General features: G+C 64.3%; 20 protein-coding genes and 1 pseudogene. 1 reads left to right on the plus strand and 20 read right to left on the minus strand.

From position 1 onward, the window contains the following. Positions 1 to 24: 24 nt before the first annotated feature. The 19 genes and pseudogenes from P5W99_RS20225 to P5W99_RS20315 all read right to left on the minus strand — a co-directional run bounded on the left by P5W99_RS20225 (position 25) and on the right by P5W99_RS20315 (position 23374). Positions 25 to 978 (minus strand): ABC transporter substrate-binding protein, encoded by a 954-nt coding sequence (locus tag P5W99_RS20225; RefSeq protein WP_434662652.1) that lies wholly within the window; start codon positions 976 to 978, stop codon positions 25 to 27. A gap of 104 nt (positions 979 to 1082) precedes the next feature. Then, positions 1083 to 2039 (minus strand): annotated as a pseudogene (locus P5W99_RS20230) (ABC transporter permease subunit); the annotation flags it as partial. A 149-nt stretch (positions 2040 to 2188) separates the two neighbouring features. Next, positions 2189 to 3742 carry a sugar ABC transporter ATP-binding protein gene (locus P5W99_RS20235; protein WP_421026894.1) on the minus strand — a complete coding sequence of 518 codons (1554 nt, stop codon included), beginning with the start codon at positions 3740 to 3742 and terminating at the stop codon, positions 2189 to 2191. Next, the gene (locus tag P5W99_RS20240) at positions 3729 to 4991 is read right to left on the minus strand and encodes an ROK family transcriptional regulator (RefSeq protein WP_421026895.1); all 1263 of its coding nucleotides are present in this window, start codon (positions 4989 to 4991) and stop codon (positions 3729 to 3731) included. The genes P5W99_RS20235 and P5W99_RS20240 overlap by 14 nt, the downstream gene beginning before the upstream one ends. 229 nt (positions 4992 to 5220) lie before the next feature. Next, positions 5221 to 5661, minus strand: a complete 441-nt coding sequence (locus P5W99_RS20245) for a hypothetical protein (protein WP_421026896.1) — start codon at positions 5659 to 5661, stop codon at positions 5221 to 5223. 32 nt (positions 5662 to 5693) lie between these two features. Then, on the minus strand, positions 5694 to 6494 hold the full coding sequence (locus P5W99_RS20250; protein ID WP_421026897.1) for a hypothetical protein: 801 nt from the start codon (positions 6492 to 6494) through the stop codon (positions 5694 to 5696). 270 nt (positions 6495 to 6764) lie between these two features. Further along, a complete protein-coding gene (zwf, locus tag P5W99_RS20255) occupies positions 6765 to 8249 on the minus strand; it encodes a glucose-6-phosphate dehydrogenase (RefSeq protein WP_434662657.1) in 1485 nt (494 codons plus the stop codon). A 14-nt stretch (positions 8250 to 8263) separates the two neighbouring features. Beyond that, entirely contained in the window at positions 8264 to 9202 is a 939-nt protein-coding gene (locus P5W99_RS20260; protein ID WP_421026899.1) for a carbohydrate kinase family protein, read from the minus strand. 23 nt (positions 9203 to 9225) lie between these two features. Continuing rightward, entirely contained in the window at positions 9226 to 10866 is a 1641-nt protein-coding gene (gene pgi, locus P5W99_RS20265; protein WP_421026900.1) for a glucose-6-phosphate isomerase, read from the minus strand. Between the two features lie 31 nt (positions 10867 to 10897). Beyond that, positions 10898 to 12136, minus strand: coding sequence for an ROK family transcriptional regulator (locus P5W99_RS20270; RefSeq protein ID WP_421026901.1), 1239 nt, complete (start codon positions 12134 to 12136; stop codon positions 10898 to 10900). Between the two features lie 340 nt (positions 12137 to 12476). Beyond that, positions 12477 to 15590, minus strand: a complete 3114-nt coding sequence (locus P5W99_RS20275; protein WP_421026902.1) for an efflux RND transporter permease subunit — start codon at positions 15588 to 15590, stop codon at positions 12477 to 12479. Between the two features lie 78 nt (positions 15591 to 15668). Then, on the minus strand, positions 15669 to 16736 hold the full coding sequence (locus P5W99_RS20280) for a metal transporter (RefSeq protein ID WP_434662661.1): 1068 nt from the start codon (positions 16734 to 16736) through the stop codon (positions 15669 to 15671). After that, the gene (locus P5W99_RS20285) at positions 16733 to 18139 is read right to left on the minus strand and encodes a TolC family protein (protein ID WP_421026904.1); all 1407 of its coding nucleotides are present in this window, start codon (positions 18137 to 18139) and stop codon (positions 16733 to 16735) included. The genes P5W99_RS20280 and P5W99_RS20285 overlap by 4 nt, the downstream gene beginning before the upstream one ends. 104 nt (positions 18140 to 18243) lie before the next feature. Continuing rightward, a complete protein-coding gene (locus tag P5W99_RS20290; protein ID WP_421027098.1) occupies positions 18244 to 19524 on the minus strand; it encodes a sensor histidine kinase in 1281 nt (426 codons plus the stop codon). Then, positions 19514 to 20203: a response regulator transcription factor gene (locus tag P5W99_RS20295; protein WP_421026905.1), complete on the minus strand. Its 690-nt coding sequence runs from the start codon at positions 20201 to 20203 to the stop codon at positions 19514 to 19516. Before P5W99_RS20295 ends, P5W99_RS20290 begins: the two co-directional genes overlap by 11 nt. A 296-nt stretch (positions 20204 to 20499) precedes the next feature. Further along, on the minus strand, positions 20500 to 20820 hold the full coding sequence (locus P5W99_RS20300; protein ID WP_421026906.1) for a DUF4148 domain-containing protein: 321 nt from the start codon (positions 20818 to 20820) through the stop codon (positions 20500 to 20502). 248 nt (positions 20821 to 21068) lie between these two features. Continuing rightward, complete coding sequence (locus P5W99_RS20305) at positions 21069 to 22394, minus strand: sensor histidine kinase (protein WP_434662664.1); 1326 nt, start codon at positions 22392 to 22394, stop codon at positions 21069 to 21071. Continuing rightward, a complete protein-coding gene (locus tag P5W99_RS20310) occupies positions 22391 to 23053 on the minus strand; it encodes a response regulator (protein WP_421026908.1) in 663 nt (220 codons plus the stop codon). Before P5W99_RS20310 ends, P5W99_RS20305 begins: the two co-directional genes overlap by 4 nt. Positions 23054 to 23077: 24 nt before the next feature. Beyond that, positions 23078 to 23374 carry a DUF4148 domain-containing protein gene (locus P5W99_RS20315; RefSeq protein ID WP_421026909.1) on the minus strand — a complete coding sequence of 99 codons (297 nt, stop codon included), beginning with the start codon at positions 23372 to 23374 and terminating at the stop codon, positions 23078 to 23080. Positions 23375 to 23737: 363 nt separating this feature from the next. On the opposite strand from P5W99_RS20315, the gene P5W99_RS20320 reads away from it, so the two are divergent. After that, positions 23738 to 24178, plus strand: a complete 441-nt coding sequence (locus P5W99_RS20320) for a hypothetical protein (protein WP_421026910.1) — start codon at positions 23738 to 23740, stop codon at positions 24176 to 24178. A gap of 75 nt (positions 24179 to 24253) precedes the next feature. On the opposite strand, the gene P5W99_RS20325 is transcribed toward P5W99_RS20320, so the two are convergent. Beyond that, positions 24254 to 25021 carry an ABC transporter ATP-binding protein gene (locus P5W99_RS20325; RefSeq protein ID WP_421026911.1) on the minus strand — a complete coding sequence of 256 codons (768 nt, stop codon included), beginning with the start codon at positions 25019 to 25021 and terminating at the stop codon, positions 24254 to 24256. Between the last annotated feature and the right edge of the window lies 1 nt (position 25022).

The following is a 25022-nucleotide window of genomic DNA, read 5'->3' on the forward strand; positions in this document are numbered from 1 at the left end:
AGGGGCAACACCGAATAAAGCCACTCAATGCGGCGACGACCAGCCCTTGTAGCTGCCGATGTTGTCGCGCGTGATGAGCTGCGGCGTCATCTGGATCAGCGGATTGGCGGGCCTCTTGCCGTTCATGATGTCGTAGCCCACCTGCACGGCCGTCTGCGCCATCTTCCACGGATCCTGGCTTGCCGAGGCCTGCACCAGCGTGCTGGTCTTGAGCGCCGTTTCGATATCGGGCGCGCCGTCCACCGAGGTGATCACGATGTTGCTGCGATTGAGCTGCTTGGCGGCCAGATCGCTGCCCACGGCCTGCGGATCGTTGATGGTGAACACGCCGGCCACTTGCGGGAAGCGCGTGAGATAGCCCTGCATGGTGTTCATGCCGCCTTCGCGCGAACCCTTGCCGTCCTGGTCGTCGGAGAGGATCTTGATGCCCGGCGACTTCGCGAGCACCTGCTTGCAGCCGTTCACGCGGTCGATCACGGCCGAGACCTGCGGGCCGTTCTCGATGATCACGTTGCCCTTGCCGTTGATCTTCTTCGCCAGATATTCACACGAGATCTGGCCAGCCTTCACGTTGTCGGTCTGCACGGTGGCGTCGGCGCCCGCGGCAGCCACGTCCACCGCCACCACCACGATGCCCGCGGCGCGCGCCTTCTTCACGGCCGGCTCGATCGCCTTCGGATCGGAGGCGTTCAGCAGGATCATGTCGACGTGCGCCGAGATGAAGTTGTCGATCTGCGTGAACTGCTTGTTCAGGTCATAGTCGGCGGACACGGCGGTGACTTTCGCATTCGGATTGAGCTGCCTGGCCTTGGCTTCGGCACCCTGCACGATCGTGACGAAGTAAGGATTGCCAAGCGAGCCCACGGTGATGCCGATCGACTTCAGTTGCTTGTCGGCGGCATGCGCGCCCTGCAGCGCGAAACCGAGCGCGAGTGCGGCAGCGGCGCGAACAGCGAAAGCAGCCTTTTTCTTGAACATAACGTTGTCTCCAGAGGGGTCCGGTTGGTGTGTGTCATGCAGGGCGGGGGCAGGAGGACCGCCTGCTCCCGCTTTCAAAGCCGGTTCAAGGCCGGTCAAGCGGTTCAGGTGCGCGCCGAGCCGCGCTGGCGGTAACGGTCGAGCGCCACGGCACCGACGATCACGAGGCCCTTGATGATGTATTGCCAGATGTCCGAGACGCCCAGCAGCACGAGGCCGTTCGAGAGCACCGCGATGATGAGCGCGCCGATCAGCGTGCCGACGATCGAGCCCACGCCGCCCACGAAGCTCGTGCCGCCCAGGATCACCGCCGCGATGGCGTCGAGTTCGTACGACTGGCCGAGCTGCAGGCCGTTCGCGGCATAGAGGCGCGCGGCCGACATCACCGCGCCCAGGCCCGCGAGCAGGCCCGAGACCGCATAGACGAACATCTCGATGCCCCACACCTTGATGCCCGAGAGGCGCGCCGCTTCGGGGTTGCCGCCCACCGAGTAGATGTGCAGGCCAAGCACCGTGCGGCGCAGCACGAACCACGACACGGCCACCACCACCAGCGCGATGATCACGAGCCAGGGCACGCCGAACACCGTGCCGTTGCCGATGAAGGCGAACGAGAGTTGCGGATTGAAGACGGTGGTGTCGTGGCCGATGAGGCGGGCGATGCCGCGCACGGCCGTGAGCGAGCCGAGCGTGACGATGAACGGCGGCAGGCGCAGCAGCGAGATCAGCGCGCCGTTGACGATGCCAAAGCCAAGCCCCACGCCGAGCGCGGCGGGAATGCCCAGCCAGCCCCAGCCCGGCACGGTCGAGCACAGCATGGCCGTGACCGCCGAGGCGGCCAGTATCGAGCCCACCGAGAGGTCGATGCCGCCCGTGAGAATCACGAAGGTCATGCCGGCGGCGAGCACGATGTTGATCGACGCCTGCTGCGCGACGATCGAGAGATTCTGGAACGTGACGAAGCCATCGGTCAGGAAGCCGAAGCCGATGCATAGCAGCACGAGCACGGGCAGCATGCCTGCCGTGCGCATGAGGGATTTCATGCGGGCGCGATGGCCGTTGGGCGCAGCGCCCCCGCGCGCGGTCTGGGCCGGTTGGGCGGGCGACGCTGCAACGCCGTGGCGGGGAAGGATGTTCTTCATGATGTCGTGCTCCTCAATATCTCTTCGACTGGTGCGTCGGACGGGTGCGTCGGACGGGTTCGTCTGAATCAGGCGGCCTCGTCCAGCGCGTCCTGCGAGCCGGTGGCGAGTTCGATGATGGCTTCCTGGTTGATGGGCTTGCCGGTGTAGCCGCCCAGCTCTCCGGCGAAGACGCCTTCGCGCATGACGAGCACGCGGTCGGCCACGCCGATGATCTCGGGCAGTTCGCTCGAAATCACGATGATGCCCACGCCGGTTTTGGCGAGGTCGTTGATGATGCGGTAGATCTCCGACTTCGCGCCGATGTCCACGCCGCGTGTCGGCTCGTCGAGGATCAGCACGCGTGGTCTGGTTTCCAGCAGGCGCGAGAGCAGCACCTTCTGCTGGTTGCCGCCCGAGAGCGCGCCCACGTTCACGCGCGGGCTGGGCACGCGGATCGAGAGCGAGCGGATCGAGTCCTTCGCGCGCGACGCGCCGCGCGCGAGGTCGAGCACGCCGAAGCGCGCATCGCGCCCGGCCACGGCCACGTTGATGTTGTCGCGCACGCTCATGTCGAGAAAGAGGCCCTGATGCTTGCGGTCCTCGGTCAGATAGACGAGGCCCGCCTCAATCGCATCGCGCGGGCCATGCACATGGAGCGTGCGCCCGTCGATGGCGATCTCGCCACGCACGCGCGGCTCCGCGCCGAAGATCAGGCGTGCGAGCTCGGTGCGGCCGGCGCCCACGAGGCCGGCAATGCCGAGCACTTCGCCCGCATGCAGGTCGAGACTGCAGCCGCGCACGCGGTTGTGGTCGGCCACGTCGCGCACCGTGAGCACTGCCTTGCCGGGATCGTAGGGCGCGTGCTCCTTTTTGTAGAACCCCGAAATATCGCGGCCCACCATCATGCCCACCAGGCTTTCCGCGTTGAGCGCGTCGCGCATCAGCGTGCCCACGTAGCTGCCGTCGCGCAGCACCGACACGCGGTCGGAGAGCTCATAGATCTCGGCCATGCGGTGGCTGATGTAGATGATCGCGAGCCCTTCCTCGCGCAACTGGCGGATCAGCTTGAACAGACGCTCGGTTTCGCGCGAGGAGAGCGGCGTGGTGGGCTCGTCCATCACGATGATGCGCGCGTCGCCATGCACGGCGCGCGCGATTTCCACCAGCTGGCGTTCGGCGATGGAGAGCGAGCCCACCAGCGTCGCGGGGCCGAAGCTGGCGCCGAGACGCTTGAGTACGTCTTCGCAGCCGCGCTCCATGGCGGCCCGATCGACCATGCCGAAGCGGCGGCCGCCGCGGCGCAGCTCGCGGCCCGCGTGAATGTTTTCGGCAACCGAAAGGTTCGGCGCGAGGCTCAGCTCCTGGTAGATCACGGCCACGCCCAGCTCGCGCGCGGCGAGCGGCCCGTCGATCACGACCGTCTTGCCGTCGAGCACGATCTCGCCGCCGGCGTCGGCCTGATACGCGCCCGAGAGAATCTTCATGAGCGTGGATTTGCCCGCGCCGTTCTCGCCCATCAGCGAATGCACCTCGCCGGGCCACACCGAGAGGCGCACGTTGTCGAGCGCGCGCACGCCGGGAAACGTCTTGCTGATACCCCGCATTTCCAGCAGCGGGGGCGTCTGTTCAGAGCGCGACATGGCTCTCCTCCTGCGCTTGTACGTTGGCTTGTGCGCCGGCGCCCATCAGGATGCCCGCACGCGGCGAAAAGTTGAAGAACATGGGCAGCGTGGCGGCGCCCAGCGCGCCGGCGTCGGGGCCGAAGGTGCCGCGCACCAGCGCGGGCGTGCCGCGCGCCTCGGGCGCGGTGGCCGCCACGGCCACGCGCAGGCGCTGCATGAGCGTATCGATGAGGCCCGCGTCCACGTCGGCGTCGAGCACCACGGCCGGCACGTCGAGCACGCACAGCGCGGCGCGCAGCGCGGGCGCGAGCGCGTCGATGCAGTCGTCGAGCCATTCCCCGACGGCCGGATGGCCGCGTGCGATGCACGCCTCGATATCGGCGCGGTTGTCCACCGTCTCGCCGTGATATTGCAGATGGCGGCGCAGCGCGATGAGCGAGGCGCGCGAGAGCAGGATGTCCCACTTGCCGGCGGGCTTGTGCGCCGAGGGCAGGGCGCCCGGCGGCACGGGCATCACGGCGAAGTCGCCCGCGTTGCCGGAGAGGCCGCGCACGCAGTCGCCGTTGATGGCGATGCCGCCGCCAATGGCCGGGCCGAGGAACAGATAAAGGAAGTCGTCGCGCTGACGGCCGCAGCCGTAGAAGATTTCGGCGATGGCGGCGGCGTTGCCGTCGTTTTCGCTGAACACGGGCAGCCCGAGCGCGCGGCCCAGCTCGCCCGCGAAATCGACGTCGCTCCACACGCGGAACGCCTCGGCGGGCAGACCCAGCTCGCTCAGCCAGCTGCCAAGGTTGTACGGCTGCGCGACGCCAATGCCCGCGAGCCGGCTGCGCTCGGATTTATCCAGCAGGGCGGATAGTTCGCGGATGTCCTGCTGGACGATGTCCTGCGCCACCGAAGGTTGGGGGAGCAGCATGTCGTGCGAGCGCCGGCCGATCATCTGGCCCGCGAAGTCGACCAGCACGGTTTCGATATTGGTCCGGTCGAGCCGCACGCCGATGGCGAACGCGCCGCGCGGCGCGAGCCGCAGGAGCGAGGCGGGCTGGCCGCGTCCGCCGTCGAGGCGCCGTCCGCTCATCTCGATGAGGCCGTTTTCCGCAAGCGAGGTGATGATGCTGCCCACGGCGGTGCTGGTGAGATTGGCGAGGCGGGCGAGATCGGCCTTCGAGGCCTCGCCGGCGCGCCGCAGCGCCTGCAGCAGCAGTCGCTCGTTGAAGCGGCGGACATTGGCCGAGTTGCTGCCCTGGCCGACATGCGGACTTCTCACGTGTTTTCTCCGGTTGCGCCAGCAAAGGGTGTGACAGGGTTGGCGACTAAATAAATCAAGTTGATTTATTTAATGACGGAACGCGGCCTGTGTCAGCCTGGGGAAATCCCGGTGATGGGGTGCTCACCCGTCGGGCTGGGCGTGCCAATTGAACGCGGACGACGGCCCGCGCCGATCCCCGTCAAACCGTATCCGGCGCGACGATGCGGCAGTTATGCCAAAACATGCATTACGCAGCGTGAGCCTGACTTTTGCGTATCTTGTCCGGTATCTCGATGCGGAGTAAGCGATCGAGTTTCGAAGTGCATTGCAGGTACTGTCGACGGGAAACTGAATTTATTTGCTCATCGTAAATTCGGACGATGTCCTGGGTTAATCGCGTTGCGTCTTCGCCCAGACTCCACTCATCGGTTGCATAGGCGTGCTCGGCGGCAGCCTCTAACGCACCTTCGGCATCGCAATACAATTCGTATGCCGCATTCCCGTATCCGTCATGCCATAGCAGGTACGAAAGATAGGTCATGCGGATCAGTTGGAAAAGCTGATGCCGATTTCCCCGACCCGTGCGGCACAGCGCGAAAGCCAGATGGGCTGCGAGCGACGCGTCCCTGACGTATGCCGTGGGCAAGGGGAGCAGCATGGCCTTCTGAGATAACTTTGGATTTTGCATCGTTTCCTGAGCGGCTTTTGTCGCACGCCAATTTATGGCGTCACGATCTCGAATCGATAAGCCATTTCGACCGGCCGGCCAGGCTCGAGCGCGACCGCAGTGGGAATCCCTCTGGCATTGATCGGGTTTTGCGCCAGCGAAGGGCGGCAGCCAAGCTCGAATGCGCTCGCCACGGGCTCGACGCCGAGGCACAGGTTGCGGCCGTTCCAGGGGCTGTAGGTGCGGCCGCGATTGCTGATCCACAGCAGCAGCGACGGCAGCACGGAGGCGTCCCACGTGAGCCGGCAAGTCACCTGGGATTCCTCATTCGTCAGCGTGACTGACCCATCGACACCGCAGAGCTGAATGATCTCTTCCGTATCGTGCGCAAAGGGGAGGCGGTCGAATGCCGCCGCTCCGCCGGCGCGTAGCGGTACATGATCGAGCCGCTCGAAAACTGCGCCTGGGGCGGCACGCGATACGCCGGGCTCGGGGCCGCCCGGATGCACAACGCCAAAGCGAAACGCACCCGTATGGATTTGCATGGCTCCGGCCATCGACGGCAAAGCCAGGTTGGGATGCAGTCCAAGCGGGCGTCGCGTGCTGCGGCGCGCCTCGATCTTCACGGAGAAGTCGATTGCGGGGCTATCAGGGTCGGCACGGACCACGCGCACGACGCGGGCAATCGACGATTCGGGTGGATATTCGAGCGCAATCTCGATCGAGTGCTTCGTCTGGCGCACGAGGGTCCATTCACCCACGCAGGCATAACCGTGCAGCAGGTCGTCACTCGCATCCAGCGGACCATCGCGTTCATCGACTGAAGCGGCGAGGCTCTTTCGCCAGTTTTCCACCACCGTCTCGGCAGACCAGGGCACCCCAAACGGAACGCAGGGAAATTCGCTTCTGAGCTGACCGAGTAGTCCCGTCTGCCCGTGTGTTTCATCGTCGAGCCACGGGGCTTCGTAAAACGGTGCGACGCGCCTGCTGCCATTGCGTAGGGAAACGCCGCCGAGCATGCCGCCTCTTGAGTGAACGTTGAGGGAGCCGTGAGGCCATTCGAGATGCCAGATGTTATCCATGCTCGTGATTTTGAGAGAAAGGGGGGAGAGGGTCGTGCCTGGTCAGTTTTCTTCTTCCGGCCAGCATGTGTTGTGGCGCGCGAGCAGCGCGCTGGCCGCGGCCGGTCCCCAGGTGCCGGATGCATAGGGTTTCGGCTGGCTTGCCTGAACGGCCCAGTCTTCGATGATCGGGGCGACCCAGCGCCATGCGGCTTCCTGTTCGTCGCGCCGCACGAAGAGGGCAAGCCGTCCGCCGATCACATCGAGCAGCAAGCGCTGATAAGCCTCCATCCGGTCTTGCTGGAAGAATTGATCGAAGGCGAGATCGAGGTGCACGCCTTGCAAGGTCATGCCCATGCCCGGTTGCTTGGCGAGCGCGCTGAGGCGAATCGATTCGTCAGGCTGCAAACGGATCGTCAGCCGGTTCGAACCCGGACGCAAGGCCATCGGGCCCAGCGCCGAGTGTGGCACCGGCCGGAAATTGACGACGATTTCAGCGATGCGGCCGGCAAGTCGTTTGCCGGTGCGCAGAAAAAACGGCACACCCGCCCAGCGCCAGTTTTCCACTTCGGCTTTCAACGCGACGAACGTCTCGGTCGTGCTGCCCTGGCTGACACCCGCCTCCGCGTGATAAGCGCAGACGGACGTGTTCTTGATGGCGCCTGCGTGATATTGCCCGCGGACCACGTTCTGCCGGATCTCGTCGCCGAGCACCGGTTTGAGTGCGCGCAGCACACGCAGCTTTTCGTCGCGTACCGCGTCCGCATCCATGGACCGCGGCGGTTCCATCGCGATGATGGCAAGCAGTTGCAGCAGGTGGTTCTGCACCATGTCGCGCAACGCGCCGGTTTGATCGTAAAAATTGCCGCGACTTTCGACGCCCAGTTGCTCGGCTACCGTGATCTGGATGCTCTCGACCCATTCGCGTCGCCACAATGGTTCGAACAACGAATTGCCAAAACGCAGTGCGAGCAGGTTCTGGACGGCTTCCTTGCCCAGATAGTGGTCGATCCGGTAGATCTGGTCTTCGTCGAAAATTTCGCCGACTGCATCATTGATCGAATTGGACGAATCCAGATCGTATCCGAGCGGCTTTTCCAGCACGATGCGCGAGCCTTCGGTGAGGCCGGCCGATGCCAGTGCGCGGCAGATCGGCACGAACAGCGCAGGCCCGGTCGCCAGATAGAAAATGCGCCGCCCGCGTGTGGTATCGAGTGTTTCGCGCAGCATGGCGTACGAATCTGGCTGGCCGGCGTCGAGCATGACGTAGGCGATGCGCTCGAGAAAGCTTCGCCATACTGAATCTTCGATGGCGTCGCCCGCGATATGGGGCTTCACATGCTCGCGAACCCAGCGCAGATAGCCACTCGTATCGAGCGCTGTTTGCGCGACGGCGACAATGCGGCCGTCGGGCGCGAGCAAGCCGTCGCGGTGCGCTGCGAAGAGGGCCGGCAAGATCTTGCGCATCGCCAGATCGCCTGTTCCACCGAACAGGACGAAGGCGAATGGCGGATAATCCGGGCCGCCGCGGCTAGGGCGTTTGGTCATGGCGTTCAGTGCGTTCAGTGTTGGAGGTCGGGACAAAGGCTCGCGCAATCGGTTAGCGCAGCCACGTCGGACAGTTGCGGCGCGTAGGCGCCTTGCCGGGCGCACGTGGCCGCGGCACACGCGGCGGAAAACGCCAGATGAGCGGCCAGCGGCGCATCGGGCCGCGTGAGCAGACTCGCCAGCCATCCGCCAAAGCAGGCGTCGCCGCAGCCGACGGTGTCGACCACCTGGGTCGCGAATGCCGGCTGAAACAACACTTCCTGCGCCGTGAACAATTGCATGCCCTCGGCGCCGCGCGTCAGGAGGATTGCCGCTGCCGGGGCCCACGCGCGCAGTTGGGCGAGCGCGCGGACTTCGTCCAGTTCGGGGAACAAGCCCCGTAGATCCTCGTCGGAAACCTTGATGTAGCTGGCGAGCCCGGCCATGCGGCGCAGTGTGCTCCGGTAGGCGGGGCCGGCCATCAGATCGCGGTAGTTCGGATCGAATGAGATCTGCTTGCCGGCCGCATGCGCCGCCTGCGCAATCTCCAGAAGGTGCGCGGCCAGCGGCTGCCGGACCAGGCTGAGCGAGCCGAAGTGAACGATCTGGGCCGCGTCGAGCCAACCCGGGGGCAACGACTGCGCGTCGAACGCGAGATCGGCACTGTTCTCGCCGACAAAGAAATACTGCGGCGGATGCTTCGAAACGACCATGGCGAGAAACGGCGCACGCTCGACCTGACGGATGAAGCGCATGTCGAGTCCTGCCCGCTGGCTTTGCTGCATTAACTCGTCGCCGAAGGTGTCGCGGCTCACGGTGCCGGCGAAGCCCGTGGACACGCCAAGGCGCGCGCCCACACGGGCAACGTTCCAGCACGATCCACCGGCCGCGCTGCTCCAGCGCTGGTCGTCTGCGCGGATAAAGTCGGTCAGTGCTTCGCCGAACACGACCAGTTTGGGGAGATTCGTCGTCATTCGAATTGACCCGGTTAGTCAAATTAAAGTGTCGATGCGGAGCGCGGCTTGCGCCGCTGTCTGAAGCGGTCGATCAGAGCGCTGGTGGAACTGTCATGAGCCAGCGCGACATCCGCCTGGGCGACTTCGCCCTCGATCGTCGCAGCCAGCCGTTTGCCGAGCTCCACGCCCCATTGATCGAATGAATTGATGTTCCAGATGGCGCCTTGTACGAACACCTTGTGCTCGTACAGCGCGAGCAGGGCGCCGAGCGAAGCCGGATCGAGCTTGTCCAGGCAAATCGTGTTGGTCGGGCGGTTGCCATCGAAGTTGCGATGCGGCTCGCTCGCTGCCGGCGCGCCGTTCATCAGCGCTTCGGATTGTGCGAAGCAATTGGCGAGCAGGATTTCGTGGTGGGCGTCGAGCGCGTGATGCGGCTGCATGCAGGCGATGAAGTCCGCTGGAATCAAAGCGGTCCCCTGGTGCAGCAACTGGAAGAACGCGTGCTGGCCGTTGGTGCCGGGCTCTCCCCAGATGACGGGCCCGGTCGCATAGTCGACGCGCTCGCCCGACAGGGTGACCGACTTGCCGTTGCTCTCCATGTCGAGCTGCTGCAGGTACGCCGGCAGACGGTGCAGGTAGCGGTCGTACGGTGCAATCAGGTGGCTTGTGGCGCCGAAGAAGTTGATGTGCCAGACGCCGATCAATGCAAGCAGGACCGGCAAGTTCTGCGCGAGCGGCGCCTCGACGAAATGCCGGTCCATCGCGTGAGCGCCGCCGAGCATGGCCTCGAAGGCCTCCATGCCGATCGCGAGCGCAATGGGTAGCCCGATCGCGGACCAGAGCGAGTAACGGCCACCCACCCAGTCCCAGAACTCGAACATGTTGTCCGTATCGATGCCAAACGCGGCGACGGCTTCGGTATGCGTGGAAACGGCCACGAAGTGCTGCGCGACGGCCGTTTCGGGCGCGCCGCTCGCGAGCAGCCATGCGCGCGCGGTGCGGGCATTGACGAGTGTCTCCCGAGTGGTAAAGGTCTTCGACGCCACGATGAAGAGCGTCGTTTCCGGATCGGCGCTGCGCAATACCTCGGCGATGTCCGCGCCGTCGACGTTGGAGACGAAGTGCATCGTCAACGCTTCGTGCGCATACGGTTTGAGGGCTTCGCAGACCATGCGCGGTCCCAGGTCCGAGCCGCCAATGCCAATGTTCACCACATCGGTAATCGCGCGGCCGGAATAGCCGCGCCACATGCCCTCGCGGACGGCATCGGTGAAGCGGCGCATTTTGTCCAGTACTGCCGAGACTTGAGGGACCACGTCCTTGCCGTCGACCACGATTGGCATGGCGCTGCGTTCGCGTAGCGCAACGTGCAGGACCGGCCGGTTTTCGGTGACGTTGATCCGCTCGCCCGCAAACATCGCCCGACGCCGTTCTTCCACACCCGTCTCGCGCGCGAGCGCACACAGGAGTTCGAGCGTCTCGGCGGTGACCAGATTCTTCGAGTAATCGACATACAGGCCGGCCGCTTCCAGCGAGAAATGGACGGCGCGATCCGGATCGTTGGCGAATAGTTCACCGATCGAACCGTGCGCGAAGCTTGCACGATGTGCGGCAAGCGCACGCCATGCAGGTGACTGGGTGAGTTTCGATACGGTCAGTCTGGATTCGGAAAGGTTGGACATTTCTTACGGTATCCTGAGCGTCATGAAAAAATTAATGCATTGAATCGAGCGATTCCGTCGGCTCCGGAAGCATCTCGGCACGCGGAAGAAAGTTGAACAACATCGGCAACGTGGCTGCGCCGAGCGCGCCCGCATGCGCGCCAAATGTGCCGTGCAGGAGTCTCGGTGCACCGCGCGCCTGGGGCGCGTCGGCGGACAGCGCGACGCGCAAGCGCCGTATCAGCTTGTCGATGAGACCGGCGTCGACATCGGCGTCGACCACGATTGCCGGCACGTCGAGCACGCACACCATCGCGCGCAGGGCAGGGGCGAGTGCATCGACGCAATCGTCGAGCCATTCGTCGACCGTCGGCTGGCAGCGCGCAATGCAATCTTCAAGGCCCGCGCGATGCTCGACCGCTTCACCGCTGGCACGCAGGTGTCGCGACAGCGCGTCGAGCGAGGCGCGCGAAAGCAGGACGTCCCATCGGCCCATGGGCCGCGATGCCGATGCTAGCCGGTCAGGCGAGCTGGGCATCGCACGGGAATCGCCCGCGTGAGCGCTTGCGCCGCGCAGGCAATCACCGTCGACGGCGATGCCGCCTCCGACCGCAGGCCCGAGAAACAGATAGAGGAAATCGTCACGATGGCGTCCGCAGCCGTAAAACAATTCGGCGATCGCGGCGGCCGTTCCATCGTATTCGCTACAGACGGGCAGCGACAGCGCCCGCTCGAGTTCACCCGCAAAGCGGGTTTCATCCCATACGAGAAACGTTTCCGACGGCAGGCACGACTCGCGTTGCCGGCTTCCGGCGTTATGCGGCTGCGCGACACCTACGCCGGCGAGCCGTGTGCGTTCTTCCGCGGTAAGCACTTGCAGCAGGTGGTGAATGTCGTCCTGGACGATCTCGAGGACATCGGCTGGATGCGGCAGCGCTGCGTCGTGAACCCGACGACCCAGCAACTGGCCGGCGAAATCCACCAGCACCGTCTCAATGCGGGTGCGATCCAGGCGTGCACCGATGCCGAAGGCGCCGCGGGACGCGAGGCGTACGCGCAACGCCGGCTGGTCGCGCCGACCGTCGACATGCCGGTCGGGGAACTCGATCAGTCCAGCCCTGGCAAGCGGCGCGATATAGCTATCCACGGCCGTCGTGGTGAGGTTTGTGAGCCGCGCAAGATCCGCTTTCGAGGCTTGTCCGGTACGACGCAATGCGTGAAGCAGCCGGCGCTCGTTGCACCGGCGCACCTTTGCCGAGTGGCTGCCTGGGCCAGTATGCGGACCTTTCACGAATCTCCTCCAGCGGGTGAGCCGTCTGTGCAGCGATTAATTAATTCAAGTTGATTTATTTAAACGCGCGATCGCGCGTCTGTCAGCCCAGGGAAATCCCGGTCTGGAATCACAGGCTTGACGATGCTCAGGCGTGGCAGCGGTGCCGGCGGCTGTCGCTGCAATCAAAAACGAGCAATTGGGACGGGGGCTTTTCGCGCCGAGGTTGAACGGCGTTCGAATGGCTTGGCGATCTGCGGGAGAAGAGCGCGCCTTCTCTTGCGTCAGCGGATGACAATGATCACGGGGGGCATTTACGGCACCGTGCGGGGGGCCGGTACGTGCCATCGATGTTGCCGGGTCACGCGCTCGCCGGCCCGGCTTCGGCGCTTTCCTCGCGCGCGAAGCGCCCGTAACGTAATGCCAGTGCCGGCAGCACGATGAGGTTCAACGCAGTCGACGTGATCAGGCCGCCCAGAATGACGATCGCCATCGGCCCTTCGATTTCGTTGCCCGGCGCACCGCTCGTCACGGCGAGCGGCAGCAGCGCGAGCGCGGTCACCAGCGCGGTCATGAGGATCGGCACCAGCCGCTCTGTTGCGCCGCGCACGGCGGTGTCCATGTTCCAGGCCAGGCGGTCGACATGCACCAGGTGTTCGTAGTGGCTGATCAGCATGATCGAATTGCGCAGCGATATGCCGAGCAGTGTGACGAAGCCCACCATGCTGCCGAGCGACAGACTCGCGCCGCTCAGCACCACGCTCAGGACACCGCCCACGAGCGCGAAAGGCAGGTTGGCGAGAACCAGCATCACGGCGCGCCGGTTCTTCATGGCCAGGAACAGCAGCAGTGCGATGCCCACCAGCGCAATTGCGGCATACGCGAGCAGGTCGCGCTGCGATTGCGCGCGCGCTTCGCTCTCGCCGCTGAAAACGGCATAGGTGCCCGGCGGCATCCTGATCTCGCGGTTCACGCGCGCCTGCGCTTGCTTCACGAAGTCGGTGACCGGCCGGTTGCCGAGATTGACCGATACCGCCTGCACACGCTCGCCACCGTCATGGGTGATCTGATATCGGCCGGCGACCTGGCGGATCGTCGCGAGCGAGGCGAGCGGCACCGCAAAGCCGTCGGCATTGCGCACCATGAGCTTGCCGATGTCACCGACGGTCCGGCGCTGCGCCGGGTCCAGCACGACCGCAACGTCATAGGTGCGGTTGCCCTCGTGGATCTGCGATGCAGTCACGCCGGCGTATGCGGCCTGGATCGCATCGAGCACCTCGACAGGACGCAAGCCCGAGCGGCTCAAGGCGTCGGGGTTCAGTCTCACGTCCAGTTCGGGAATGCCGGGCGGCGAGTCCACGCGCACGCTGGCGACGCCGTGGATCGTGCCGATCAACTGTGCGATCTGCTGCGCCGTACGGTCGATGACATCGAGGTTGTTGCCGAACACATTCACGACCACGGGCGACGTCGTGCCCGAAATGGTTTCATCGATGCGTTCCTCGAGGAACGTGTTGATCGAGGTGGAGAGCCCCGGAAAGCGCGCCAGCGCCTGGCGAATCCGGTAGAGCGCCCAGTTCTGGCCCGATGCACTCATCGGCTCGAGGTCCACCTCGAACTCGGACAGTTGCACGCCGGTCGGGTCGACCACGCCGGTCGCGCGCCCCGCGCGCTGCGCCACGAGGCGCACGCCCGGCACCTGCATCAGCGCCTTCGAGACCTGCGTGCCGATGCGCATCGATTCGGCAAGCGACGTGCCGGGCGCGAGCCCCATGTGAACGGTGTAGTGCCCTTCGCGCAGTTGCGGAATAAAACTCCCGCTCAAGAAGGGCAGCGATGCGAGCGCGGCCGCGCACATCACCGCGACGACCGCCATGATCCCTTTCACGTGGCGCTCGACCTTCATCAGCAGTGCGACGTAACGTGTCTTGAGGCGGCCGATCAGGCGCGGCTCCCGCTCGGGCAAGGGACCCGTCGCCAGCAGCGCGAGCGCCATCGCCGGGGTGAGCGTCAGGGCGACGCCGAGCGATGCGAGCACGGCCAGAATGTAGGCGATGCCGAGCGGCGCAAACAGCCGCCCGCCTATACCCGTGAGCGTGAGCACGGGCAGGAAGATCAGCATCACGATGAAGGTGGCGAAGACCACGGCGCTGCGGACTTCGAGCGAAGCGCGCAGCACGACGCGAAACGCCGGAAGCGGCTCGCGCAGCGTGCGGTTCTCGCGCAGGCGCCGGTAGATGTTTTCCACGTCGATGATGGCGTCGTCCACCACTTCGCCCAGCGCGATCGCGAGCCCGCCCAGCGTCATCGTGTTCAGGCTGACGCCGAACGCAGTGAGCACGATGATCGCGATCAGCAGCGCCAGCGGAATCGCGACCGAGGAGATCACCGCGGTGCGCACATTGAGCAGGAACAGGAACAGCACGGCGATAACCAGCATGGCGCCGATGATGAGCGCCGTGCGCAGGTGTCCCACCGCGGCCTCAATGAAGTTGGCAGGCCGAAACACATTGATGTTCACGTTCACGCCTTGCCGTGCGAGCGCGGGCTCGAGTCCCGCGAGCGTCTTTTCGATGTCGCGCGTCACGGCCATCGTGTTGGTGCCGTACTGGCTTTCCATCACCACCATGACGCCGGGCTTGCCCATGATCGATGCAGCGCCAACGGCAGGCGCGTTTCCCCAGGTCACGTTGGCGACGTCGCCGAGGCGAACCGCCGCGCCGTTGCTGGACCGCAGCACGACGCCGGCGAGCTTTTGCGGTGTGGCGATCTGGCCATCGGCGTTGATGGCGATGCGCTGGTTGCTGTTTTCGATGAACCCCGCACCGCGCACGCCGGTGGCCTGGCGCGCTGCGGCAATCACGTCCTGCGTCGACAGGCCATGCTGCATCAGCCTCGCGGGGTCGACCTGGATCTGCATCTGGCGCGTCTTCCCGCCGAACACTATGACGTCGGCCACACCTCGTGTGCCGAGCAATTGCGGCTTGACGGTCCACTGGGCGATGTCGTAGAGATCCGCCAGCGAGCGTGTCTTCGACGTGAGGCCGATGGTGCGCACGACGCTCGTCGTGGTGGTGAGCGGCAGGAGCTGGGGTGCCGCGACACCCGCCGGCAGCGCGCCCGCGAGCGCGCCGATGCGCTCGGTGACGAGTTGGCGGACCTGCATCACATTCGCATGGTCTTCGAAGACGAGCGTGACCGAGGAAAGCCCCTGCATGGACCGCGAGCGAATCGATTGGAGACCGGTCATGCCGCCGAGCGCATTTTCAACCGGCTGGGTGACGAGGGTCTCGACCTGCTCGCTGGTCATGCCGGGCGCGGCCGTCTGCACGATGCTCATTGGCGGCGCGAATTCGGGAAAGACATCGAGCTTTGCGCGCGTCAGCGTAAAGAGCCCGTAGCCGGCAGCCATGACGGCCAGCGAGAAAACGACGCCGCGAAAGCGCAGCGAAAAGCGGATGATCGCGTCAAGCATGGGGCGTGGCGTTATGGGGTTCGGTACGAGGCATGCACGCGTGAGTCGTGAGTCTTGAGTCGTGGCGCAATCGCAGGGTCAGTCGTCGCACTCGGGTGGATCCTTGCACGCGGTGGCGATGCCCTGAGGCTTCAGTTCTTCGGAGAGCAGCAGTTGCGCACCCTGAGTCACGATCTGGTCGCCGGCGCGAAAGCCCGATGTCACCATGAAGCCGTGCTCGCCCTCGTTGCTGGCGTTCACGTAGCGCCGCGTAAAGCGCTCGGGCGCGGTGCGCACATATGCCCATGTTTGCCCGCCGTACCACACCACCGCCTGCTCCGGAATCAGCAGCCCGGAGACGGCCTCGCTCGAGGTCGGCACGCGCGCGCTCGTGCGCAGATTGGCTGGCAGCGCGGCATCGGCGATATAAAGCCAGGGGCTCCCCTGCACGGCGGGATCGGCGAGCGGCGAAGCGGAAAGCTTTTGGGCCGGCACCGCGTGGCCGCCACCCGTATCGACGGCGATACGCTCGGGCGGCGTCGCGCCAAAGCGCGCGGGTAAGGTGACGCGCAGCACGACCGCCTGCCCCGACTGGAGACGATGAAACAGCATCGAGGCCGGTGCGGCTGCGGCGTTCGCAAGCACGTTGCCGAACTGCTGCCGCATCGTGCCGCCAAGGCCGCCCAGCGTCGCCTGGGCCGATTGCAGTTTCGCTGCATCGGCCTGCATTGCCGATTGCGCGTCCTGCAGGCTCTTCTGCGAAATATTGCGGTCGTCGGCGAACAGGGCGCGGCTGCGATCGTACTGGGCACGCGAGCTGGCCGCCTGCGCGGTGAACGTGTCCACGTCCGCGCGCGCGCTGGCGAGGCGGTTGCGCAGATCGAAGAGCGGCTGGAGATCGAGCACGCTCGCGTCGACGCCGATGGTGGACTGGCTCGTGACAGTGCTCAGTGGCGCGACTTCGATGTGACTGGCGCGTTGCGCCTCGGGGCTCACGAGCACGACCGTTTCGCCGTTGACCGTTTGCACGGCGGGCGGCGGAGCCGTTTGTGCGGCGTCGGCCGTCGACGTGCCGGAGTCGTCGAACGACTGGTTGATGATGTACCAGCCTGCGCCGCCAGCGAGGGCCAGCGAAATCACACACAGCAGGAACAGTCGGAGTTTCATCGCGGTGTCTCTTCGCTGAGGGGATGGCTCACGGTTTCATGGCCGATGGGAGCGAGCGGCTGCTGCATCGCGTCTTCGAGTGCGCCAGCGGCCTGCTGGACCGCGATTTCGGCATCTAGCCGGGCGGTCTTGCTTGCCTGATAGTCGGCTTTCGCTTGTGTGAAGGTCAGCCGGTCCGCATTGCCGCTGGCGAAAGCCGCTGCCTGGCTGTCGAGTTGCCGGCGCGCAGTCGCCAGATGCGCGTCGGACAGGTGCAGTGCTTCGAGGCCTGAACGGTAGCGCGCCAGTGCGTGTGCGAGAGCGCCGAGGATGAGGTCCTGCAACGCCCCCGTACGGATTGCCGCTTCCTTGCGCCTGGCCTCGGCTTCTTTGATGCCGCCCTGGTTCTGGTCGAAGATCGGCAACGTGATGCCGGCCAGCCCGAAGCCGATCTTGTTCGTGCCCGTGTCGTAGGTGTAGCCGGAGCCGAGGTGGATATCCGGATACTGTTTCGCGACCTCGAGCTGAAGCGCCGATTCGGCCGCGGCGTAGTCGGCCAGCGAGGCGCGCAGATCGGCGCGGTGGAAGATCGCCGCGCGCTGCGCATCGGCGGCCGGCGGTGCGGGCGGCACCGTTTCGAAGGCCGACAGGTCGAGCGTGACGCCGTCGAGTGCGCTGGCCGGCACGCCGATGGCAGCCGCCAGTTGCGCGAGCGCGTCCTGTTCGGCGCTGCGCGCGGCGGCCAGGTTGCTCAGCGCCTGGGTGTCGGCGAGCACTGCGGAGTCGACGTCCGGCCGTGAGTACTGTCCGGCGGCGAGGCGGTGGCGGCTCATCTGCGTGATTTGTCGCTCGGCATCGGCCTTGGCGGACAGGAAGGCCGTGCGGCTGCGCGCCGCGTAGAGGGCGAGCATGGCGTCCCGGACCTGTGCGCGAACCTTCCACGCTGCGTCGACGATGTTCAGCCGCGCGGCTTCGGACAGGTGGGTCGCCTGATCGACGCGATAGCCGCGCTTGTGCGCGGTCTCGATCGGAATGTCGAGCGAAGGTCCCCAGGTGAAGGGCGCGCCTGGCCCCGGGTTAGGCGTGTTGTACTGAAACGGCAGTTGCAGGACCGGATTAGGAATCGAGCCGGCGACATCGATGCCGGCTTTGGCCGTGCTCCATTGCGCACGGGCGAGGTCGAGGGCGGGGCTGTAGTAGAACGCCGCCAGGGTGAGCATCTCGCAGTTCCAGACCGCGGGTGGCCACGGAGCGGCATCGTGGCCAGTTTCGCGCACAACGTATGCATGCAGATCCTCGCTCACCAGCGAGCGTTGTTCAAACTGTTGGGCCAGTTGCTCCGGGGCGATCGGCTGGGGATGGTAGGTCGTACAACCGGCCATCGCGGCGGAAGCCATGAAGGCAATCAATAACGCGCGGCGCATGCGGGCATTCCATCGGACACGGTGCTGCCCACCCGGGCAGCTTTCGCGGCGGATGCTACGCCACCCGTTGTGAAGTTTTCGTCAAGAAGGGCTGATGGGCCGGCTCAGGTCCGGTTTGCTACCGGCAGGTACAACGACACGCAGGTGCCCTTGCCGGGCTCGCTGTCGATCTCGATGGACCATCCGTAGCGTTCGGAGATCTTCTTGACGATCGCGAGGCCGATGCCGACGCCAGGTGTCGGGGTTCGAGGTGATCCTGCCTGGTAGAAGCGGTCAAAGACATGGGGAAGCGCCTCCGCGGGAATGCCCGGCCCGGTGTCTTCGATATGCAGCCGGTCGTTTGCGTAGCGAAACCGGAGATGTCCGCACCCCGTATGCCGGACGGCATTGTCGATGAGATTGGACAGCACGATGGCCAGCGCTGAGCGGTTTGCCATTACACAAAGGTCACGGTCCACGTCAATCGCCGTATCGAGTCCGTTGTGCGCGAGCGGGCCAGCGAAAGGCGTCAGCGCGGTTTCGATCATGTTCGCGATCGCCACTGGTTCGACGTCGCGGGCAGAATCTTCTCTCGCGAGCATCAGCAGTGCGTTCACGAGTTCGCGCATGTTGTCGGCTGCGCGCTCGATTTGATGAAGCCGCGCGCGGGACTTGCCGCTAATCGCTGCATCGTGTTCGAGCAGTTCGCAACTGGTCTTGATCGTCGTGAGCGGCGTGCGCAGTTCGTGGCTGACATTGCCCGTGAACTCCTTCTCGCGTTCGATCATGTCGGCCATCCGGCGATGGTAGTCGTTGAAGGCTTCCACGAGTCCGACGAGTTCGGTCTCGTCGTATTTGCCGGGCTGGATCGGCGCGGCTTCGCCGAGGCGGAGGCTTTTTACCTGCCGTGCGAGACCCGCCACCTGCCGCACCAGCAGGCCCGACAGTCCGAACGACAGCCAGATTGTCAGGAGCGCGAACACCCCTGTACCCGCCATCAGGGCATTGATGGCCTCCTTGAAATGTTTTTCGTAGAGGCTGAAGTCGTAAACCCGATACAGGCGCGCAGTACCCAGCGGCACGATCGTGACGTGGATCTCCTGTGCGTCGATGATGATTTCATGCGTGCCGGCCGGCAGGTCCCTGACTGTTGCAGGCAGGGAAATTGCGCGGTGGTCCGCATGCGAGACATAGCCGTTCATTCGGACATCGAATGGTGGCAACAAGGCGGGGTTGGCTTCGTAGCTCTTGAGCACGCTCGCCATGTCGTCACGAATCAGCGCGGTGATCAGTCTCTCTTCCTGTGCTTCGGCCAGTGTTCTCACGCCGAGCGCCTGGGCGAGCAGCAGCGCGATGGTCAGCACCGAAAAGAAAAGGGCAACCTTGAAGCGCAGGCTATTTCGCATCATGACCGGTCGCCACCAGCCGATAGCCGACGCCATGGAGCGTTTCGATAATGTCCGTTTCGTCAGGGCCGCAGAGTGCCCGGCGCAGCGTATAAACGTGGGTGCGCAGCGTATCGCTGTCGGGCAGTGCCTCGCCCCAGACTTCGGATTCGAGTTCCGCACGGGTGAACGTGCGGTGGGGCGACTGCATCAGGATACGCAGCAGCTGAAGACATTTGGGGGGAAGCTTGACCGGGCGTCCGGCGCGCTCGACGGCCATCGAAGACAGATTCAGCCGCACGTCCGCGAACCGCAGATCCATGGTGGCCACTTGTCCGCGATAGCGTTTGATCAGGGCGCCAAGACGCGCACCCACTTCCTTCAGGGAAAACGGCTTGACGAGGTAATCATCGGCGCCGTGCACGAAGCCCTCGAGCTTGTCGTCCAGCGCGTCTCTTGCGGTCAGCATCAGCACCGGTGTATCGCGGCCCGCATCTTCGCGCAGCCTGCGACAGAGCGTGAGTCCGTCGAGGCCCGGCAGCGACAGGTCAAGCAGGATGGCGTCCCACGAGTTGGCGAGCGCCATCTGCAGCCCCGCGTTGCCATTGGACGCTACATCGACCTCATAGCCGGTCCCCTCCAGATAGTCGTACAGGTTCGTGGCGATTGCGGAATCGTCTTCGATAATGAGCACTTTCATGGACGTCCGTTGTCACGCTCGGGCTGGACAGGAAAGCTGATGCTACCGCAGAAAATACCGAGGCTGGATTTTTCCATAACTATGGAATGCATCAATGACCTTAATGCCGGATTAGTTGCGCAAGCATCCGTTATCGGCGCCGCGTGTAGTCTTCGCAAATCCTGAAGCCACCGGCTACAGGACGGCGCCGGTACAGGCGAGCGTTCCATTCAACGGCGGCCGCGTCTGACCCGTACGGGGCGAGTCAGACGTTCCGGTTTCGTGTACCGCGCGGGCGGCACGCGTTCGCACGGCCGTTAGTGGTGTTCGAACAGCTTCGCTCTGTCGTGGTGGGCACTCTGGGATTCGCCGGCTTGCGAGCTGCCTGAGGTGCTGCTGCCCATGCCCGATGTAGACAGTGTGCCTGCCGATTCTTGAGTGGCGACTCTGGCCCCGGCTGCTTGTATATCCGCTGGGTAGTTATTGTCGCGCCGTGCCGGGTTGTATCCGGCCTTTTCGACCTGTACCAGCTGGGCGTGCACCTGCGCACGAGTCAATGAAGTAGTCGTTTGAGCAAACGAAGCCAAAGGGACGAGCAGAATGCCGATAACGGCGATTCTAGAGATTGTCGCGTTCATATAAACCTCCCGACCTTCAGGTCGTACCAAGAGAATATGAATTCCATCTTAGGACAGGATACTTATGCCAGCGTTAACGGCCATTGCGGGGCTGAGCATCGATAAACGGTACTCGACTGCACTCGCGCATCATTTTCGCAGCCCGTTTCCACATTCTTAGTTCTGCAAAAATGAACATATGTGAAACTGAAATTTATTCCTGTTGTGATGCTTGCATTGCTGCTGGCAGCCGGCGCCCATGCCGTGGATCAGTCGTGAGGAAACCGTAAGGTTACCGCCAAGCCGCGATTGTCTTCGCCGCTGCCAAGCGAGATGCGGGCGTGGTGCTGTTCGGCGATGCGCCTGACGATCGACAGCCCCAGCCCGCTGCCCGACGCGTTGTGTGCCTCGCCGCGGTAAAAGCGCTCCCATACGCGCGTGCGGTCTTCTTCGGGAATACCTGGGCCGGTATCGCGGACTTCGAGTACGGCGCAGCCGTTTTCGCGGCCGACAATGACGTCAACGCGCGCATGGGCTCCGGCGTAGCGGATGGCATTGTCGACGAGGTTGTTGAGCAGGATGCGAAGGCCGTCGGCATTGCCCCTTGTGGTGACGACATCCGCAGCAATCAGGCCCAAATCGATCTCATTGGCTTCTGCGTGCCGTATTCTGTCGCCGACCACGGCCCGTGCGAGCGCGCCCAGATTCACATCGACGAAGACCGGGGCCGGCGACTCGGGGCCAAGTTTCGCGAGTGTCAGCAACTGCTCGGCGAGATGAGCGAGGCGTGCGGTGCCGGTGCGGATCTGCCCCGTGATCGCTTCGCGTTCACGCGGGCCCGGCGCCTTTTGCAGCAGCTCAGCCTGAAGGCCGAGCCCCATGATCGGCGTGCGCAGCTCGTGCGCTGCGTCGGCGATGAACTGACGCTGGGCGGTGAACGCATGATCCAGTCGCGACAGCAGATCGTTGATCGCATCGACTAGCGGCTTGACTTCCGCAGGCATGGCCGTCGTGTCGATCTCCTGCATGTTGTCCACGCCGCGCCGTTTCAGCTTGGCCGCAACCTGCCGCAGCGGCCTCAAACCGTAGCCGATGCCGAACCAGACAAATAAGGCAAGCACTGGCACCAGCGATAGCACGGGCCAGAAAAGGGCCGCGGCAATCTCCGCCACCGCTTCCCAGTGCGCGCGTTGCGCCTGGGCGATACGGATGAGCAGTTCGCCGTCGCGCTCGACATACGTATGCCATAGCTGTCCGTTGACTTCGATGTCCGAGAAACCGACGGCCTGCGGCGGCGGCAATGACGAGTCGCGGTCGGTGCTGAACACGGGCAACGTGCCGCGCCAGACCTGAAGCAGCACGGCGTGTGACTGTTCGCCCGAGAGACGGTCTTCGTTTGCGCCCTGCATGCCCCGGAGCGCCAGATGACCATCGGGTTCGACCACGACGTGCTGTGTGATGCCCTTGAGCTGGTCGTTGAGCACCTCGTTCAGTTCCGAGAGCGCGCCCCAGTAGGTCGCGGCGCTGGCAAGCAGCCCGGTGAGCAACGTGGCGGGCAGTAACCAGATCAGCAGACGGCGGCGCAGCGATTTCAAACAATCTCTCCGATCTGGTAGCCCACGCCACGAACATTGCGAATCGCCTTTGTGCCCAGCTTGCGCCGCAAGTTGTGGATATGCACCTGGATGGTGTTGCTCTCGACTTCCTCATTCCAGCCGTAGATACGCTCTTCGAGCTGTTCCCGGGAAACGATCGTGTCCGGCTTGTGCATCAGTTCGTGAAGCAGCGCGAACTCGCGCGTGGTGAGCGGTATTTCTTCGTCATGCAGCCAGACCCGATGCTGGACCGGATCGAGCCGTAGCGGACCCGCCTGCAGCATTGTGCGCGCGTGACCGGCCTGCCGGCGATGCACGACGCGCATGCGCGCGAGCAACTCATCGAGGGCAAATGGCTTGACGATATAGTCGTCGGCGCCGCCGTCGAGTCCCGCCACCCGATCCGGAACGGCATCGCGGGCCGTGACGATGATGACGGAAGTGTCGTCGTCTCGCTCGCGCAGCCGGGCGAGCAAAGTCAGCCCATCCTGCTTTGGCAGGCCGAGGTCGAGCAGGACGAGCCCATACGACGTCGTGCGCAAAGCGAGGGCGGCGGCGTTGCCATCCCGGGCCCAGTCCACGGCGAACCCCTCGCCCTGCAGCCCTTGTTGCAACCCGCTGCCGATCAGTTCATCGTCTTCTACCAGAAGTATTCGCATACGCGCGTTCCGTTGCGCCTGTCGTTAGTGGTGGTCGTACTCGCTATTCCACGCGTGATGCGAGATGGTATGACCCGACTCCGACGTGCCGGTTGCCGTGCCGCCGTAACCCATATTCGATTGCGCTGCCACGCGGGATTCGGCTGCCTGAATGTCGGCAGGATACTGCGTTCTGCTCGGCTTGTAGCCGGCATGTTCGAGCTGGATGAGTTGTCCTTCGACCTGCGCGCGGGTCATTGGATCGTTCGATGCCTGTGCAAACGATATTGCCGGCATGGCCACGGCAAGCGAAAGGGCGAGCGCCTTGATGAGGGTATTCATGACGGTACCTCCGTAATTAGCCTATCGGGATCTGCTGGCGTTTTGTGTTCCAGCGCTTTCAGTTTGAAACGCCAGACTTAAGACACGGTTAACACGATGCTTGTCGTGAAAGCATGTTCGTGAATGCCGAAGGGCTTTGCAGTCAACGTGCCCCGTCATGAAACGGGCGATAGGTACGCACGAGTGCGGGATGCGGAAGAGGGTCAGTTCGATCGCGCGTGCCGTCTTAAGTTAAACCTAAGACTGCGAGTACTACATTGGAGTCAAGTACCCGTTGAGGCTATGCACCGTTCGCATAGCGAGGGGCTTATGCCCCATCAGCGGGCGGTCACATGAATGATTGCTATCGCACGGAGGGGAGTCATGAAGAGAAACGCATTACAGGTGGCGGTGGCCGCAGGTTTTCTCGCGGTCTCGACGGTCGCTTTGCCCGCTGAGCCGTCCACCGTGACGGTACATCTTTCCGATGGGGGCAGCAAAGGGATGTCATTGACCCTGTCGCCATCGACAATCCCGGCCGGCCCAGTCGAGTTTGCGATCACGAACGAGTCCCCCACGTTAAAGCACGAATTCATGGTCTTGCCATGGTCCGGCGCTGGCACCGCGCTGCCTTATGATCAGAAAACCCAGCAGGTAAAGGAAGAGCGCCTGGGCAATCTGCAAGGCGTGGAGGATCTCAATCCCCGGGAGACTGTCACGGCACGGTTCGTACTCAAGCCCGGCCGTTATATCGCCTTCTGTAACGAGCCCGGGCACTACCGGGATGCCATGCGGGCCACGCTGGTCGTGAACGAGGCGAAGTGATGTTGGCCAGGACCGTGACCTGACGACGCTCGCGTGCGTCCGGGGGGCAGCGAAGGCTGCCCTCGATATCGACGCTTATTTCAACCGCCCCGCAAGGAACTGCTGCAACCGTTCGCTACGCGGCGCATTGAGCACCTCCTTCGGGTCGCCTTGCTCTTCGATCTTGCCCTTGTGCAGGAACACCACGTGATTCGATACGTTGCGCGCGAACCCCATTTCGTGCGTGACGACGATCATCGTGCGGCCTTCCTCGGCGAGCGCCTGCATCACGCGCAGCACCTCGCCCACGAGCTCGGGGTCGAGCGCGGAGGTGGGCTCGTCGAACAGCATCACCTCGGGCTCCATCGCCAGCGCGCGGGCGATCGCCACGCGCTGCTGCTGGCCGCCCGAGAGATGCGACGGATACTTGTGCTCGACGCCATTCGCAAGGCCCACCTTGGCCAGATACTTGCGCGCGCGTTCCTCGGCTTCGGCGCGGCTCAGGCCCAGCACGCTCACGGGCGCCTCGATGATGTTCTCGAGCACGGTCATATGCGCCCACAGGTTGAAATGCTGGAACACCATCGAAAGGCGCGTGCGCATCGCCCGCAACTGCTTCGGATCGCTCACGCGCAGCGAACCGCTGCGGTCGGCGCTCGTGCGAATTTCCTCGCCGTTGACCGTAATGCGGCCGGAGCACGGCGATTCGAGGAAGTTAATGCAACGCAGGAAGGTGCTCTTGCCCGAGCCGCTCGAGCCGATCAGGCTGATCACGTCACCGGGTTTGGCCTTGAGCGATACGCCTTTCAAAACTTCGTTTTCGCCGAACTTCTTGTGCAGGTCGTCGACAATCAGCTTGTACATG

Origin of the sequence: Paraburkholderia sp. A3BS-1L, from assembly GCF_051125215.1 — a bacterium.
Classification (GTDB): Bacteria; Pseudomonadota; Gammaproteobacteria; order Burkholderiales; family Burkholderiaceae; genus Paraburkholderia.